The organism is Limnohabitans parvus II-B4 (assembly GCF_003063455.1).
Classification (GTDB): Bacteria; Pseudomonadota; Gammaproteobacteria; order Burkholderiales; family Burkholderiaceae_C; genus Limnohabitans_A; species Limnohabitans_A parvus.
In genome coordinates, this window is the sequence record NZ_NESN01000001.1 from 856,448 (window position 1) to 871,525 (window position 15,078).

The 15,078-nt window shown below is 56.0% G+C and carries 16 protein-coding genes; 12 read left to right on the plus strand and 4 right to left on the minus strand.

Annotated elements, in window-relative coordinates; all coding sequences use genetic code 11:
* The first annotated feature begins 1,139 nt into the window (after window positions 1–1,139).
* The 6 genes from B9Z37_RS03990 (at window position 1,140) to B9Z37_RS14425 (ending at window position 5,611) form a co-directional block, all read left to right on the plus strand.
* Window positions 1,140–1,412, plus strand: coding sequence for a hypothetical protein (locus tag B9Z37_RS03990; RefSeq protein ID WP_146179699.1), 273 nt, complete (start codon window positions 1,140–1,142; stop codon window positions 1,410–1,412).
* A gap of 458 nt (window positions 1,413–1,870) precedes the next feature.
* Window positions 1,871–2,059 carry a hypothetical protein gene (locus B9Z37_RS03995; protein ID WP_108311703.1) on the plus strand — a complete coding sequence of 63 codons (189 nt, stop codon included), beginning with the start codon at window positions 1,871–1,873 and terminating at the stop codon, window positions 2,057–2,059.
* 11 nt (window positions 2,060–2,070) lie between these two features.
* Window positions 2,071–2,361, plus strand: a complete 291-nt coding sequence (locus tag B9Z37_RS04000) for a hypothetical protein (protein WP_108311704.1) — start codon at window positions 2,071–2,073, stop codon at window positions 2,359–2,361.
* Window positions 2,351–4,204, plus strand: a complete 1,854-nt coding sequence (locus B9Z37_RS04005; RefSeq protein WP_108311705.1) for a restriction endonuclease subunit S domain-containing protein — start codon at window positions 2,351–2,353, stop codon at window positions 4,202–4,204. Before B9Z37_RS04000 ends, B9Z37_RS04005 begins: the two co-directional genes overlap by 11 nt.
* Window positions 4,205–4,215: 11 nt before the next feature.
* Entirely contained in the window at window positions 4,216–4,728 is a 513-nt protein-coding gene (locus tag B9Z37_RS04010; protein WP_146179700.1) for a SprT-like domain-containing protein, read from the plus strand.
* A 709-nt stretch (window positions 4,729–5,437) separates the two neighbouring features.
* Window positions 5,438–5,611: a hypothetical protein gene (locus tag B9Z37_RS14425; RefSeq protein ID WP_205872536.1), complete on the plus strand. Its 174-nt coding sequence runs from the start codon at window positions 5,438–5,440 to the stop codon at window positions 5,609–5,611.
* Between the two features lie 508 nt (window positions 5,612–6,119).
* Here the strand turns inward: B9Z37_RS14425 and B9Z37_RS04020 are convergent.
* Window positions 6,120–7,085, minus strand: a complete 966-nt coding sequence (locus B9Z37_RS04020; protein ID WP_108311708.1) for a Gfo/Idh/MocA family protein — start codon at window positions 7,083–7,085, stop codon at window positions 6,120–6,122.
* Between the two features lie 82 nt (window positions 7,086–7,167).
* Between B9Z37_RS04020 and B9Z37_RS04025 the strand changes: the two genes are divergently transcribed.
* Together B9Z37_RS04025 and B9Z37_RS04030 are read left to right on the plus strand one after the other, a co-directional pair.
* Window positions 7,168–7,536: a hypothetical protein gene (locus tag B9Z37_RS04025; RefSeq protein ID WP_108311709.1), complete on the plus strand. Its 369-nt coding sequence runs from the start codon at window positions 7,168–7,170 to the stop codon at window positions 7,534–7,536.
* On the plus strand, window positions 7,533–8,093 hold the full coding sequence (locus tag B9Z37_RS04030; protein ID WP_108311710.1) for a hypothetical protein: 561 nt from the start codon (window positions 7,533–7,535) through the stop codon (window positions 8,091–8,093). Before B9Z37_RS04025 ends, B9Z37_RS04030 begins: the two co-directional genes overlap by 4 nt.
* A 20-nt stretch (window positions 8,094–8,113) precedes the next feature.
* Here the strand turns inward: B9Z37_RS04030 and hemW are convergent, their stop codons facing one another.
* From hemW to rph, 3 genes are read right to left on the minus strand one after another with little or no spacing between them, the layout of a single operon-like run.
* A complete protein-coding gene (gene hemW, locus B9Z37_RS04035; RefSeq protein WP_108311711.1) occupies window positions 8,114–9,316 on the minus strand; it encodes a radical SAM family heme chaperone HemW in 1,203 nt (400 codons plus the stop codon).
* Window positions 9,317–9,332: 16 nt separating this feature from the next.
* Window positions 9,333–9,959: an RdgB/HAM1 family non-canonical purine NTP pyrophosphatase gene (gene rdgB / locus B9Z37_RS04040; protein WP_108311712.1), complete on the minus strand. Its 627-nt coding sequence runs from the start codon at window positions 9,957–9,959 to the stop codon at window positions 9,333–9,335.
* Window positions 9,960–9,978: 19 nt separating this feature from the next.
* Window positions 9,979–10,740, minus strand: coding sequence for a ribonuclease PH (gene rph, locus B9Z37_RS04045; protein ID WP_108311713.1), 762 nt, complete (start codon window positions 10,738–10,740; stop codon window positions 9,979–9,981).
* A 179-nt stretch (window positions 10,741–10,919) separates the two neighbouring features.
* On the opposite strand from rph, the gene B9Z37_RS04050 reads away from it, so the two are divergent.
* The 4 genes from B9Z37_RS04050 to B9Z37_RS04065 all read left to right on the plus strand — a co-directional run bounded on the left by B9Z37_RS04050 (window position 10,920) and on the right by B9Z37_RS04065 (window position 15,060).
* A complete protein-coding gene (locus tag B9Z37_RS04050; protein WP_108311714.1) occupies window positions 10,920–11,822 on the plus strand; it encodes a YicC/YloC family endoribonuclease in 903 nt (300 codons plus the stop codon).
* Between the two features lie 11 nt (window positions 11,823–11,833).
* On the plus strand, window positions 11,834–12,454 hold the full coding sequence (gmk, locus tag B9Z37_RS04055) for a guanylate kinase (protein WP_108311715.1): 621 nt from the start codon (window positions 11,834–11,836) through the stop codon (window positions 12,452–12,454).
* A gap of 31 nt (window positions 12,455–12,485) precedes the next feature.
* The gene (gene rpoZ, locus B9Z37_RS04060) at window positions 12,486–12,686 is read left to right on the plus strand and encodes a DNA-directed RNA polymerase subunit omega (RefSeq protein ID WP_108311716.1); all 201 of its coding nucleotides are present in this window, start codon (window positions 12,486–12,488) and stop codon (window positions 12,684–12,686) included.
* A gap of 103 nt (window positions 12,687–12,789) precedes the next feature.
* On the plus strand, window positions 12,790–15,060 hold the full coding sequence (locus B9Z37_RS04065) for a RelA/SpoT family protein (protein WP_108311898.1): 2,271 nt from the start codon (window positions 12,790–12,792) through the stop codon (window positions 15,058–15,060).
* The last annotated feature ends 18 nt before the right edge of the window (window positions 15,061–15,078 follow it).

A 15,078-nucleotide genomic window follows, 5' to 3' on the forward strand; every position in this document is an offset into this window, starting at 1 on the left:
GAAATGGTGACACCGGGCGAGAACATGCAAAAGGCCGTTGAGCGGTTGCTGATCCGCTTGCGCCAAAGCCAAGCGGCCGTACAAACTGTTCACTGCGAAGCCCCGATGCTCTGGAGCGCCCCGAGCGCACGCCACGCAACGCCCGGCGAGAGCATGAGCACATGGAGCCAATTGCAAGTCACACCGGGCGAGCTGGTGGTCAGCACCGGCAAACCTGCCCAGAAATGCCAAGTGCAGTGGTGCGAGCACATTGAGCTTTCGCGCATTGCAGCCGCCCTTCGTATGCGTGACATGAAAAGTGCCAAGGACCGCGAGGCCCTGGCTATGCAGTACCAACTGGTCAGCAGTGAAACCAACTTGATCTTGGTACATGAACGAGCAGAAGCAGAAAAAGCCGAAGACCTGCCCGAGCTTCATCAAGTGCGGCCCATGTTGGCGGCTGGCTGGGGTGGGCACGGAACGGTGGCCATTCAGCATTCATCAATTCAGTACATGCGCAGTGAGTGCGCGTCTTTCTCTATTAACGAGTCACATACCCAGACTTTTTCCGCGCCTGCATACTGGCGCAGCAACCGCACCCATGCGGCTGCACGTGTGGACGGCATGGCCAATGCGGGCATGGATGACATCGAGATCCCTGCTTTTCTGCGCAAGCAAAGCGACAGCGACTCCGTACCCGCGTCGGCCCCCAGCAAGACCGTCAGCGCGCGCCCATTGCCGCCCGAACTCCCCAGCACCACACAGGCCCGAAACCCACAGCCGTCTCGCCATGAATTGGATCTGGTACTGAACGAGCCCATGGGCCCAAGCCACGTTGTGAAAATTCTGCTCAATGATTTCAACCAGGTTGCCCTGAGGCACACCCAGTTCCGATCGGCACTGGCGACATGTATGCGCTCAAACCATGTGACCTTCCTCGAATGGTTTGTGACCCGCCACATGAAAGCCGCGGGATCTGCCGCCCCAGTATGGGCCCTGTTCATCCAATGGGCAGCCGACAAGTACGGTCTGCCTTTAGATCGTCACGCCCAGCGACTGTTAAGGGACTTCCTCAAAGCCGTCAGCCCTGAACTGCAGGCTGCTGTGCACAGGGATCTCGAAGGCGTTGTGGGACGCACAACAACAACCCAGGAATGAAAATGACCAATGACGAACTCAAAGCCCGTGTAGTTGACTTGATCAGCAACATCCCAGATGAAAAGCTGGGGCACTTCGCCATAACGATCGAGAAAGTCGCAAATTGTTATCAATCTCCAACATTGCGTGCCGTGCTGATGGTTCAAGATGACGTAAATCAGACGCAATCTATCTACGCCATCAACGCTTGGAAAGAACAAGCCTCCGAGATGCTCACTGCGCTGGCCGATGGTTTGCGAAGGGCAGAAAAGGAGGAAAACGGGTTGCTTAATTGAATACAGCCCGCCTTTGCGCGGCAGTTAGCGAAAAGGCAGGGGGTTGACAAACCAACAAAATTGTGAGAAGATAAAGTTCTGTTAATTAATTTACTTATAAAGTATTAAATTAATTAACAACAGTTAATCTAACAATTGTTAGGCTGCGGTAAAGTTACCTACCAGGTAAGACACTTCCAACCCAGTTCAGATAGAAGTTCTATCTGAGACTTTGAGAGAGAATTCTCTCCCAAGGTTTTTAACTTTTAAGGTTAAAAGTTTGGTGGAACAGTATGTTCCACAGCTTCTAATCGGTGAGACACGGTGTCTCACGAACGGATGCTGTGAGAAATCTCACAGTGTTTAGAAGAAAACTGGTGGGACATCGTGTCCCACCAAAAAAGCTCAAAAGACCACCCAACGGTGGTTTTTTAAACAACGGAGTATTTTTGATAATTTTTGACGATGGAGATTGAGACATGAAGAACATTTTGAAATCAGCGGCCTACGCAACCAAATCGGTTGCCCCTCGCCATACGTTCGACTTCGGTTTCCGGGATGCAAGCCGTGGCGCTGGCTGTGATGTGCGCAACGGCCGGATCTACGAGAAAACAAGCCGGAAGGTCATTTTTTTTAACAACCTAGAAATCGTCAAAGCCTCACGATAAAGGATAATGCAATGAAACTGTCTAAACACGCCAAACACGAGCGCTGCCAGCAGCGCGCAGTACCGTCGATCATTTTTGACTTGGCAGTCTTTGCCGATGAAGTGCGGGCATCTGGGCATGGCCAGCGCCTGCACTTCAGTCGCGAAAGCCTGAAGCTCATGCGCGCTGAAGGGGTCTCCAAAAAGGACATCTGCATGATTGAAAAGAAGAAGCATTTGCGCTTGGTCGCCAAAGAAGGCCGCGTGATCACCGCTATGTATGCCTACCAAGGCAAGAAAAGGATTCAGCACTATGAGCACTGAAACAAGCAAATCACTGTTTGAGTTTTTCGCCCGCGCTTACCGCGACACCAATGAACGCGTGGCCTTTAACTATCCTTCGTGGATCACCCAGCTCAAATCCGATGCGCCTGCGGCTCGGGTCGCACATGTTTGCCTGCAAAGTGCTTTGGCGAGCATGATGGCGCGCCCTGGCTGGGGTGGTCGCATTGCTGGTCTGGACTTTGATGAGGAGCTGACCCCAGTTCACTACGTCCAAGCTTTGGAAGCCATTAGAAAAATGAACCCGTCAGGTGCTGATGAGGTGATGGCACCAATACTGAGCGGCTTGAGAGAGTATTTGGGTTTTACCGGAGATATTAAGGGCACCGATCGCATCGACGGGGTCGATGGTGGATCCGGCGTCCTGCATGGTTTGGCCACTGAAGCAGCGGGACGTAACGCTGCCGCTGTCACCCCGGTTGATGTCGTGAATTACATGTTGGACCTGTCGCAAAGCGCGCAGGTTCACACCTATGCATTGGATGGTCTCGGGCTTCTTTACGGCCTGGATGAACAGCACAGGCGCGCATGGGCGGTGGGCGATGAGTTTCAGTCGGAGCAGGCAATTGTTTGGCCCAACTCGTTGGAGAAGACGCTCGAAGAAGCTTGGATGTGGTTCAAGGCGCCTGAGTTTTCCAATCGCGCATTTCTTGAAATCGAGACGCTTGTCGCTGCTGAGAAAAAGCCAGCCTCAGCTTTATTGGTGAATGCGGCTCGTCAGGACTTGCCCTTCTACCCGGCTGAAACGAAGGAAGATGATCTGCCGACCAACGCAGGATTGCTTAACCGATGCCTGACCGCGGGTTATCAAAAAGTGGTGGTGCTGGTTTCAAACCATTACCTCACTGCAGGTCGTGGGCGGGCTGAGTTGATCTTGCGCCATTGCCTGCAGCATGGACTGCGGCGCGTCATTCAGTTGCCCATGGGGGTTTTGGGTTTGCGGTCACAGGCGCACAGCATTTTGGTTTTTGAGCAAGGTGCCAACGTGGATGCGGTGGCATTTGAGAATTTGATGGATGAGGCCTTGACCACGACAGTTGCCAAAGGTTTTGGTTTGCCAAGGCGCGCCAGGCAATTTGATCGGGGCAATGCCGTAGGTAGCTCCCATATTCATTCGGCGAGCGTTCAAACCCTTTTGAACCGACGTCCAGGCTCGGGTAAAGCGCGGAAGATCTTGTCGTTTGAAGTCGGCCAGTTTTCCCCACTGGATGCGATTGCACCTGTTCGCGACCGGTATGAATTCATGCGGCTGGGGTCGTTCATGGATGTTTTCAGATCGCACCACGTTGTGGAGACGGGGGATGAAAAGCGCAGCCAATACAGCGAAATTGGTGCAGCCAACATCAGTGCAGATGGTTGGGTGAGTCTTGGAAAAATGAAAGATTGCCCCACGGACTCACTTGAACGCAGACAAGCGCAAATTCTCAGAGATGGGGACTTGATCATGTGCTTCAGGGGATCACCAGACTCGTACGCCAAAGCCGGTATTTACCGACACCAGCCCGGCGTACAGGCTGTCCCAAACCAAAGCTTTGTGATCATCCGGCGCAAGCAAGACGCGCCTGATAACGCGCCCAGCCCGGAGCTGGTGCTCTGGTGGCTGCAATCTCAATACGGTCAAAACTATTTGCAGCAAAAGGCCATAGCGCCCGACGTCATGCGTGTTGCGCCGCGTGACATCGATGCGCTAGACGTGCCCTGTGGCCCACCCGGATTGATCGAAGAAGAAGAAAAGAGATTGTTGCGGGCGCAGCAAGCCAGCCAAAGAATCAACGAATTGAGGACAGAAGTGGCAGCACTTCTGGAAAAAGCATGGCAACAATGAGAGCACCCCGCGTGAAGAACGAAGACAGGCCTGTCATCCACAAATATGCCGAAGTTTGGTTGGCGGAAGCCGTTGAACTGCTTCGTCCCATGTTCAAAGAATGTGGGTACGAAATCCCACCCGTGCATGTCTCAGTCGGCTTTAGCACCTTCGGTTACAACCCAAAAGCAAAGAAACGTGTCATCGCCGTGTGCCATGCAAAGAGCATGACGCGTGATGGCATCAATGAGATCTACATCACACCACTGGTTTATGAACCCGTAGATGTTCTTGGACTTTTGGTTCACGAGCTTATCCATGCGGTTGACGACTGCCAGAGTGGGCACGGTAAGACGTTTCAAGAAATGTCGTTAGCACTTAAATGCTCTGACAATTTAAAAGTACCTCTCAATGTTTGGCGAGAGGCCGTGGATCGGCACAGAAAGATAGCTGATCTACTGGGCCGCTATCCGAGATCTGGAGTCAACTATGAAGACAGCTTCGACTTTGAGGTTAAGCCTAATAAAGAAGCATTGGCTGCTTGATTGAGTCTGCGGTCTTGAGGAAATTAGAGGTCATGTTGTTCGACCTGACGACGGGAAATTATCAAAACGACCGGCTCGGTTACGACGCGACTAAGGTCTGAACGGGGTTTAGGTGTGAACTTCCCAACTGAGGAAGACTGTGACGCTTCATGAAGGCCGACCAAAAATCCCACTCAGCACAGCAACATGATGCAGCTGTAGCAATCCAACCTCCAAAAAAAAGCCACCGTTTCTGGTGGCTTTTTCCCAGTCTCACGACTGTTTTCGAGAGGTATCAAGTCCAACCCCACTGACATGGGGAACCAAATGTGAAACTGCCGAAACAACATCACATCGTAGGGACATCCCCGCTTACACAGGGGAAAAATGTGAAACTGCCGAAACAACATCACATCGTCGGGACATCCCCGTTTACACGGGGAAACTGATTTTCATCAGCCGCTGCGTTGAACAGAAAGAAAACTTTCGATTCGCACTTACCTGAGAAGTCCGCAGCTCGGGCGTCGTTAGCGACTTCAGCACTTCAATCCTTTCCAAGCTAGCTCGGTCCTGATTTGATGGTGAATGCTCTCCTCAGATCACCCATGGACGTAATTTAACACTATAAAAGTCATTTTTTAATTACTGTGTGTATTTGAAAATTATTTTTAAACTAGTTCTTTCAATATTCTGAGGGCTTCTTCTCAGCTGGAACGAATGACAAATGAACATGTTCAGATTGAAGACGCAAATTCCATTGGGCTTGAATAGAAGACAACTGAGCACGCAAAGCCAGTTTTTCGTTATCGAAGTCATGCGCATTCAAAGACTGAAACGCCGTTATGGCACCGCCGATTTAATTCAGCTAGCTGAACTCTGCGATGAGCTTGATAGCCAGGCGTAACTCAGCTTGAAAGCAAGCTTAGACAGCGAAGGGTTTGGTCACGTTAACGTTGGCAGCGGTGACGTTTCTGATCATGCAGGCGGTGATTTCGCTGCCGATGGTGCATCTCCTGAGTTAGCAACGCCATAGAGTTTTCGATATCGAAATACTTCGCCAAGGCTTTGGCATCAGTTCCAGTGTGCCGCCTATCAACCTTCACGCAAAACGGCATGGTGGCCATGAAGCATAGAGCGAGCGCTTTGTCTGGCGCAACACAGTAGCAACGGGCGACACATTAGCTGTTGGGTGTTTTACTGTCTTCGATGACTTGACTGACTCAATGATGAGAGAAAACTCGACTGGGACTAAGGTTAGTGCTATTTTTTTTATGATGGTATAGAAGATGGTATTTATAAAAAAAGCATCTGAAAGCATTGCTTAAAAAGGATTTTATACGGACACCGCTTCCGCCAAACACACCCCATGCAAAACGCCCCTTGAAAGGGGCGTTTTGCATGGGAAAACCCAATCAGACCTTGCCCACCAACATCGCCTCCACCAACTCCTGCACTGCCAGCGCTTCTTCTGCTGTCGCGAGCTTGTGGGGCTTGCCCTGTAACCACAGATCGACTTCGCTCAGTTGACGTTGCAAAGCGCTGGTACGCGGATCTTCGGTGGTCCAGTCGAGCGCCTCCTGCCATGGCCCACCGTCTGAACGCCACAGTTGGTAGAACTCTCTGAACTGGTGGTTCATGCGGCTACCGCGCACCGTGACTTCTTGCCGGTCGGGCTGCTGCCCCCCGGTGGTGGCCATCACCGTCACGGGCTTGCCGTCTGCTGTGGTCAACCGGGCCAACATGTCCAGCTCGCACAGCGTGCGGTCTTGAGGATAACGTGGCAGGGCCTGTTGCAGAGTCAACGGCCCCAAAAAGCGCCCTGCCAAAAACAGGAAGTGTGAGATCACCTCGCGTGTGTAACCGCCTTCGTGGCGCAAGCGCAGCCAATCGGCGTCTTTTTGCCACGCACGTGGCCAAGCGGGGTAGTTCACCACGATGTCGATGCCCAAAATTTCGCCCGTTTCACCGGCGTTGATGGCCCGGTGCAGTTCGTCAAAACCCCGCGATGCCGCTTGGGTGAAGTTGACAACACCCGGCAGACGGGCCTGACGCAGCTTTGCAACCAGATCGCGACTTTGTGCGTTGTCGGTGCCCAAGGGTTTTTCCATGAACACACCTTGCCCGGCGGCTGCAGCCTGCAAGGCATAGGTTTTGCGGGGGCCTGGTGGGCAAGCCAAATAAACCACATCGGCACCGGCCATGGTGGCTTCAGCGCTGGATTGGACGGGCACGCCCGGCATGGCATCCAGCGTTTTGGCTAGCGATTGGGGAGACGGGTCCCACACACCCGAGACCTCAAAAGCCGGGTGTTGCAACGCGTTTTCCAGCATGCGTCGGCCCATGATGCCCAGCCCAATGATGGCCAATCGATGTGTCATGTTTGTTTCCTTTTACCGAAGCTTAACCATTCATTAACCCGACCCATTTAACTATTGATAGAAATTCGATAAAATCATATTTATGGAAAAAATCAACAGTCCCTTTGTATCGGCCTACCTGCGATTTTTGCAGCTCGCCAAGGTCATCCAGGCTTTGCCCGATGGCATGGAGATGGACGCGAACGAAAAAGCCTTGTTGCAGGCCGTCGTGTTGCGCTGGTATGAGAACAAGCCCATGACTGTCCGAGAAGCGATTGGCTTGGCCGAATTGGGCTCGCCAGCCACACTGCACAAGCGCATCACGCGTTTGCGTGAAAAAGAAATGCTGAGCACATTGAACTTGGAGGGCGATCGCAGGGCCAAGTTCTTGATTCCAACACAACGGACATTGGATTATTTCAATGACCTTGGGCAATCCATGCAACAGGCGCATCAAAGCCTGGCTGCATGAAAATCGCCATTCAAGAAGCTCTCGAAACGACCGCACTGACCCTTGGCGGTGCGGTTTTGTTTGCAGGCTTCTTTCAGTTCAACGGCTGGCTGTTTGCGGACCTGGTGTACAGCGAAGGTGTCAATTGGGTGTTTTTGCCTGCCGGTTTTCGGGTCATCCTGGTGTTGGTACTGGGTCTTCCTGGTGCCACAGGCATCATGTTGGCGACTTGGTTCCTAGACCGTGACTCGCTGGGCACCAGCAGCATGTGGCTGGCACTTGTAAATGGTGTGGTTTCAGGATTCACACCTTTGTGGGTTCTGAAAATCCTTGAACGCGGCAAACGCACACAGCACCTGCTGCAAGACATGACGGCCCAACGCCTGCTCAACTTCACCCTGATTTTTGCAGCGGCCAGTTCGGCGGCCCATCAATTGGTTTGGTTACTGATGAAACGCGCCGATGTGAACATTTGGGTCGACGTGTGGCCAATGTTCATTGGCGATGCCATTGGTGCATTGCTGATGCTGTATGGCTTCAAGTTGCTGCTCTCGCGCATCAAAGTCAAACGCCTCTGAAAGCCGATGACTGTGGCAGCTTAATCTGCCTCAGACAAAAACAAGGCCTGCAAATCGCTCAAGAAATCAAAGCCTTTTTCTGTCGGCCAAACCTGGTGCAGGTCACGGCCAATCAAACCCAATTTTTCAGCCTCTTGCAAACCCTGCTGAATGCTGGTCATGGCCAAGCCTGTGCGGTCCACGTAATCGGCCAAAGCAAAGCCACCGCGCAGGCGCAAGGCATTGAGCATGAACTCAAAGGGCAACTCTTGGCGTGACACCTCGGTGCTTTGCGTCACAGGCTCGCCCTTCATGGCTTGCTGCATGTACAGCGCAGGCTCGCGGTAACGCACTTGGCGCAGCACGCGGTGGGCAAAACTGAGCTTGCTGTGCGCCCCGGCGCCAATGCCCAAATAGTCACCAAACTGCCAATAGTTCAGGTTGTGGGCACACTGATGGCCAGGCTTGGCGTAGGCCGACACCTCGTACCTGTCCAACCCGGCCGACGCGGTCAGCTCGGTGATGCGGTCCATCATCTCGTAGGCCAAATCGTCTTCAGGCAAGGTCGGCGGGAACTTGGCAAACACCGTGTTGGGCTCGATCGTCAGGTGATAGATCGAGATATGCGGCGGCGCAAAAGCCAGCGCGGTCTGAATGTCTTGCGTCAGGCCTGCCAGCGTCTGGCCCGGCAAGGCGTACATCAGGTCCAGGTTGAAGGTGTCAAACACCTGCGCCGCTTCGGTCACGGCAGCCAATGCTTGCTCGCGGTCGTGCACACGGCCCAGGGCTTTGAGGTGCGCGTTGTCAAAACTCTGCACGCCAATCGACAAGCGGGTGATGCCCGCCTGGTGGAAAGCCTTGAAGCGGTCTTTCTCGAAGGTGCCGGGGTTGGCTTCCATGGTCACTTCGGCATCGGGTGCCAGACGAACACGGGCACGGATGCCAGAAATCAATCGGTCAATGGCTTCGGGTGAAAACAAGCTGGGGGTGCCACCCCCCAGAAACACGGTCTGAATGCTGCGGCCCCAGATCAGCGGCAAGCTGGCTTCCAGATCGGCAAAGAGCGCATTGATGTAGGCCTCTTGTGTCGAGACAGGATCAGCCCCTGCCCGGAATTCGTGCGAGTTGAAGTCGCAATAGGGGCACTTTTTGATGCACCAGGGCAGGTGCACATACAGCGACAGCGGCGGCAAGGCGTTCAATTGCAGCAAGCCAGGGCGCATGGCGTGCACCGGGTCCATCATTTGACTCATGGGTGGTTCATCCGGCGGGTCTTGCCGATGCAGTGTCCATCCAGCGCTCGCGCATCAGCGCCAGCATGGCCTGTGCGGCGCGGCCCCGGTGGCTGTTGGCGTTTTTAACTTCAGGCGGCAGCTCGGCAAAGGTCTTGCCAAATTCGGGCAAGTACATCACCGGGTCAAAGCCAAAACCGTTCGTGCCCCGGCGCTCGGGCGTGATCTGGACCACCACACGGCCGACCGCGATCAGGGGCTCCGGGTCGTCGGCACTGCGCACGGCCACCAGTGTGCTGACCATGGCGGCGCGGCGGTTGGCGATGCCTTGCATTTGTTCCAGCAGTGCGGTCACGTTGTTGTCATCGCTTTTGGGATAGCCAAAGCGGGTGGCGTAATAAGCCGTGTCCACGCCGGGCTGACCACCAAAAGCGTCCACACACAAACCCGCGTCATCGGCCAGGGCAGGCAAACCGCTCAGCTGCGCCGCGTGCCGGGCTTTGGCCAAGGCGTTTTCCACAAAGGTCTTGAAGGGCTCTTCGGCCTCGGGAATGTTCAGCTCGGACTGACGCACCAGCGTCATGCCCAGCGGTGCAAACAGGGTTTGCAGCTCGGCCAGTTTGCCTGCGTTGTTGGAGGCGAGAACGATTTTCATGTGCGCAATCGCCCAAACATCAGGCGCTGAAAGTCAGGGTCTTGGGCTCGTCGTGCGCCTGCTTTTGCAGCTGCACCAGCTGCGCAATGCCTTTTTCGGCCAGGGCCAGCATGCGGTCCATCTCAACACGGGTGAAAGCCACACCCTCGGCCGTGCCCTGCACTTCCACAAAGTTGCCCGCGCCGGTCATGACCACGTTCATGTCGGTATCGCAGGCCGAATCTTCGGGGTAATCCAGGTCCAGCAGGGCGGTGCCGTTTTTCAGCCCCACCGAAATAGCGGCCACGCGGTCCAGGATGGGTGATTCGGTCAATTTGCCGGTGGCCATCAGCCAGTTCACAGCGTCTTGGGCCGCGACAAAAGCGCCTGTGATGCTGGCAGTTCGGGTGCCGCCATCGGCCTGCAGCACATCGCAATCGAGGTGAATGGTGCGTTCGCCCAGTTTTTTCAGGTCAAACACCGCGCGCAGTGAACGGCCAATCAGGCGCTGGATCTCTTGCGTGCGGCCGCTTTGCTTGCCGCGTGCGGCTTCACGGTCGCCACGGGTGTGGGTGGCACGGGGCAGCATGCCGTATTCGGCGGTCACCCAGCCTTCGCCACTGCCTTTTTTGTGGCCTGGCACTTTTTCTTCGACCGAAGCGGTGCACAGCACACGGGTCTGGCCAAACTCGATCAGCACCGAGCCTTCGGCGTGGACGGTGTAGCCCCGGGTGATGCGCACAGGGCGCAAAGCATCGGCGGCACGCCCGGATCGGACATAAGAGGCAGTCGTGGTGTTCATGGTGTGTGTAAAAGTACGTTGAAAGCGTGCCGGGAATGAGGGCAGGCCGGAGAGTTTGCGATAATCCACGGTTTGGTGTTCGCACCTTGTGCGGCCCATTTGCAGCGCTCAAGCCTCTTTCTTGCAACCGAAGAAGGGCCGTGCTGTCCCAAGGAATTTGACCGATGCCAGTTTACAGTATGACCGGGTACGCCAGCGTGCAGCACAGCCCGCTGCCCACCGACGGCGAGGCCCCTGCCAGCACAGGCCCCACAGCAAGATTGGGCCTGGAAATCCGCTCGGTCAACAGCCGCTTTCTGGACCTGTCGTTTCGCCTGCCCGAAGAGCTGCGCCAGCTCGAACCGGGCCTGCGCGAACTGATCACCCGCCAGATCAAACGAGGCAAAGTCGAAGTTCGCGCCAGCCAGGATGCCGGTGACGGTGCCGCCCTGCAGGCCCCTAACCACCAGGCTCTGCAAAAAATTGCAAGCCTGCAAGAGAAGATTCAAGACTGGTTGCCCGGCGCCCGCGCCTTGAGCGTGGCCGACGTGCTGCGCATGACGGCCGGCAGCTCAAGCCAAGCAGCGCCCGACGAAGCCGCCTGGATGCAGCTGGCTGCGCAAGCGGTAGATGCACTGCGCGAAGCCCGCGCCCGCGAAGGTGCCCGCCTGACCGAGATGCTGCAAGGCCACATCACCCAATTGCGCAGCTTGGCCGATCTGGCCGTGCCACTGGTGCCACAACTCGTCGAACAGCAGCGCCAGCGCTTTCTGGAGCGCTGGAAAGACGCCATGGCCCTGGCCGACGGCAGCCACCTGCCCGAAGCCGCGCAAGACCGCGCCCTGACCGAAGCCACAGCCTTTGCCATCCGCATCGACGTGGCCGAAGAACTGACCCGCCTGCGCTCACACTTGGACGAACTCTCCCGCCTGCTGACCCAAGGCGGCGACATTGGCAAGCGCTTGGACTTTTTGATTCAGGAGCTGCACCGCGAAGCCAACACGCTGGGCTCCAAATCGGCCGTGCTGGAGATGACCCGCATCTCGGTGGACATGAAGGTGCTGATCGAACAAATGCGCGAACAAGTTCAGAACATCGAATAAAGAACCTCAGCATGGATTACCCAGGAAACCTCTTTGTCGTGGCCGCCCCCAGCGGGGCCGGTAAATCCAGCTTGGTCAAGGCCTTGATGGAACTGGACTCACGCGTTCAGCCCACGGTCTCGCACACCACCCGCCCCCCGCGTGGACAGGAAAAGCATGGCCGGGAGTACTTTTTCGCGTCCGTTCAGGAATTTGACGCCATGGTGCTGGGTGATGCGTTTGTCGAGTGGGCCCATGTACACGGCCAGCGCTACGGCACCTCCAAGAAAATGATCGAAGACCGCATGGCCCAAGGGGCCGATGTGGTTTTGGAAATCGATTACCAAGGGGCCTTGCAGATCAAAAAGATGTACGCCAACGCGGTACTGATCTTCATCTTGCCCCCCAGCTGGGAAGAATTGCGCTCGCGTCTGGAGCGTCGAGGGGAAGACTCCCCCGAAATCATCGAGCTGCGCCTGCAAAACGCCGCCGTCGAGATGGCCCAGGCCCAAGAATTCGACTTCGTTATAATCAACGAAGTATTTGATCGTGCCCTGTTTGACCTCAAAGCGGTTGTTCACGCCCAGCGGCTCAAGTACCACGTCCAGCGCCGTGCCCGGCCTGACACCTTCCAAGCGCTCAAAATGGCTTGAATCACGCTCAGAAATTCTCAAGGAAAACATCATGGCCCGCATCACTGTTGAAGATTGCCTGGAACAGATCCCGAACCGCTTTCAGCTGGTTTTGGCAGCCACCTACCGTGCCCGCATGCTGAGCCAAGGCCACACGGCCCGCATTGAAAGCAAAAACAAGCCAGGCGTGACCGCCTTGCGTGAAATTGCTGCAGGCAAAGTCGGCATCGAAATGCTCAAGCGGGTTGCCTGATCCGCAACCCACCCGGCAACTGCCGGGTCAGCCAAAGCCCCAGTGATGGGGCTTTTTTTTGCCCCATGAAAAAGCCAACAAGCGCTTGCGTTACATTGATGTCATGAGCACCGCCACGCCACCCTCTTCCAAAGCAGGTCACAGCCGCCCTAAGGCCGTGGCACCGGCTGCGGCCAATGCGGCAGCCGCCAGTTTTGCGGTGCTGGAGGCGCAAATCGGCTACCTGAACGATGCAGACACCGAGATGGTGCGCAAAGCCTACAAATTTGCCGACGAGGCCCATTTGGGCCAAATGCGCAAAAGTGGCGAGCCCTACATCACCCACCCCATTGCAGTGGCTGGTTTGTGCACCGAATGGAAGCTGGACGCCCAAGCCCTGGCCGCCGCTTTGTTACACGACTCGATGGAAGACTGTGGTGTCACCAAGATCGAGTTGATCGAGCGCTTTGGCTCCCCGGTGGCCGAACTGGTGGATGGCCTGACCAAGCTGGACAAGCTGGAGTTCAACACCCGGGAAGAAAACCAGGCCGAGTCGTTTCGCAAGATGCTGCTGGCCATGGCCCGCGATGTGCGCGTCATCCTCATCAAGCTGGCCGACCGCACCCACAACATGCGCACCATGTCGGACATGCCGCGCAGCAAGTGGGGCCGCATCGCCTCTGAAACGCTTGAAATTTATGCCCCGATTGCCCACCGCCTGGGCTTGAACCAAATTTACCGCGAGCTGCAAGACCTGTCATTCAAGCACCTGCTGCCCTGGCGCTATGCCGTGCTGACCAAAGCGGTGTCACGGGCTCGCAACCGACGCCGTGACCTGATCCAAAAAGTGCAGGCCGATGTGGAAAGCGTCTTTGCCCAGGCCAAGATGGACGTGCGCATCAGTGGCCGTGAAAAAACCCTGTATTCCATCTACAAGAAGATGGACGAGAAACACCTGAGCTTTGCCCAGGTGACCGACATTTACGGCTTCCGAGTCATCGTGCCTTCGGTGATCGACTGCTACACCGCGCTGGGTTGGTTGCACCAAATTTACAAGCCCGTGCCCGGCAAGTTCAAGGACCACATCGCGATTGCCAAGGTCAACGGCTACCAGTCCCTGCACACCACCTTGGTGGGCCCATCGGGCGTGAACGTGGAGTTCCAGATGCGTACCGAGGCCATGCATCTGGTGGCCGAATCGGGTGTGGCCGCCCATTGGCTTTACAAAGAACACGAGTCGGCCAGTGCCCAGTCCGAGCGCTTGGGCACGCAGTGGCTGCAGTCCCTGCTGGACATTCAGACCGAAACACGCGATGCGGCCGAGTTTTGGGACCACGTCAAGGTCGACTTGTTCCCCGATGCGGTCTATGTGTTCACACCCAAGAGCCAAATCATGGCCTTGCCGCGCGGAGCCACAGTGGTGGACTTTGCCTACGCCATCCACAGCCGGGTGGGGGACCACGCCATGGCCGCCCGCATCAATGGCGACCAAGTGCCACTGCGCACCGAGCTCAAAAACGGCGACGTGATCGAGGTCATCACCGCACCCGTCTCGGCCCCCAACCCCGCTTGGCTGGGTTTTGTGCGCACCGGACGGGCGCGTTCCAAAATTCGCCACCACCTCAAAACCATGGCGCAGACCGAATCGGTCGAGTTGGGCGAAAAACTGCTCACCCAGTCCTTGCGAGCGGAAGGCATCGACAAACTTCCGGCGGATGACGACACCCATCAAGCCTTGTGGGAAAAATTGCTGCGCTTCACAGGCAACCGCAACCGGCAAGATCTGCTCATGGACATCGGTCTGGGCAAACGCATCGCCACCATCGTGGCCAAGCGACTGGCTGCTTTGCTGTCGGAGTTGGGTCAAAAACCCGATGCTTTGCTGATGACGCGTGAGCGTTTCACCGCCCATGAATCCATCTCGCAAGGTGCGATTACCCTCGATGGCAGCGAAAATGCCTCGGTGGTCTATTCACGCTGCTGCCGTCCTTTGCCTGGTGACGACATCGTGGGCTACCTGGGCCGAGGCGAAGGTCTGGCCGTGCACACCCGCGACTGCGCCACGGCGCGGAAACTGGAATACAAAGACAAAGAACGTTTCATCGGCGTGGAATGGTCCGACGAGCTGACTCGCAATTTTGAAACCGCCATCAACGTCACCGTGGTCAACGGCAAAGGTGTCTTGGCCAGAGTGGCTGGGGCTCTGGCCAGCGCTGAAACCGACATTGTTCACGTGGACATGGGGCAGGAGTCGCCACAAGACACGGCGGAGTTGAAATTCGTGGTGGCCGTGAGAGACAGCGCTCACCTGGAGCAGGTGCTGCGCCACCTCAAGCGAACCCCTGCCGTGATCCAGGCAGAACGCCAAACCAACAAAGGCAACGCGGCTGCCTGAAGCCTGGCGATAAAACGC

Bases quoted from the DNA above. Each gene is read 5' to 3' on its own strand.
- B9Z37_RS03995 (WP_108311703.1), top strand. From the start codon at position 1,871: ATGAAGAACATTTTGAAATCAGCGGCCTACGCAACCAAATCGGTTGCC.
- gmk (WP_108311715.1), top strand. From the start codon at position 11,834: ATGGATTACCCAGGAAACCTCTTTGTCGTGGCCGCCCCCAGCGGGGCC.
- B9Z37_RS04030 (WP_108311710.1), top strand. From the start codon at position 7,533: ATGAAAATCGCCATTCAAGAAGCTCTCGAAACGACCGCACTGACCCTT.
- rpoZ (WP_108311716.1), top strand. From the start codon at position 12,486: ATGGCCCGCATCACTGTTGAAGATTGCCTGGAACAGATCCCGAACCGC.
- B9Z37_RS04000 (WP_108311704.1), top strand. From the start codon at position 2,071: ATGAAACTGTCTAAACACGCCAAACACGAGCGCTGCCAGCAGCGCGCA.
- rph (WP_108311713.1), bottom strand. From the start codon at position 10,740: ATGAACACCACGACTGCCTCTTATGTCCGATCCGGGCGTGCCGCCGAT.
- B9Z37_RS14425 (WP_205872536.1), top strand. From the start codon at position 5,438: ATGTTCAGATTGAAGACGCAAATTCCATTGGGCTTGAATAGAAGACAA.
- B9Z37_RS03990 (WP_146179699.1), top strand. From the start codon at position 1,140: ATGACCAATGACGAACTCAAAGCCCGTGTAGTTGACTTGATCAGCAAC.
- B9Z37_RS04065 (WP_108311898.1), top strand. From the start codon at position 12,790: ATGAGCACCGCCACGCCACCCTCTTCCAAAGCAGGTCACAGCCGCCCT.
- rdgB (WP_108311712.1), bottom strand. From the start codon at position 9,959: ATGAAAATCGTTCTCGCCTCCAACAACGCAGGCAAACTGGCCGAGCTG.
- hemW (WP_108311711.1), bottom strand. From the start codon at position 9,316: ATGATGGACCCGGTGCACGCCATGCGCCCTGGCTTGCTGCAATTGAAC.
- B9Z37_RS04020 (WP_108311708.1), bottom strand. From the start codon at position 7,085: ATGACACATCGATTGGCCATCATTGGGCTGGGCATCATGGGCCGACGC.
- B9Z37_RS04050 (WP_108311714.1), top strand. From the start codon at position 10,920: ATGACCGGGTACGCCAGCGTGCAGCACAGCCCGCTGCCCACCGACGGC.
- B9Z37_RS04025 (WP_108311709.1), top strand. From the start codon at position 7,168: ATGGAAAAAATCAACAGTCCCTTTGTATCGGCCTACCTGCGATTTTTG.
- B9Z37_RS04005 (WP_108311705.1), top strand. From the start codon at position 2,351: ATGAGCACTGAAACAAGCAAATCACTGTTTGAGTTTTTCGCCCGCGCT.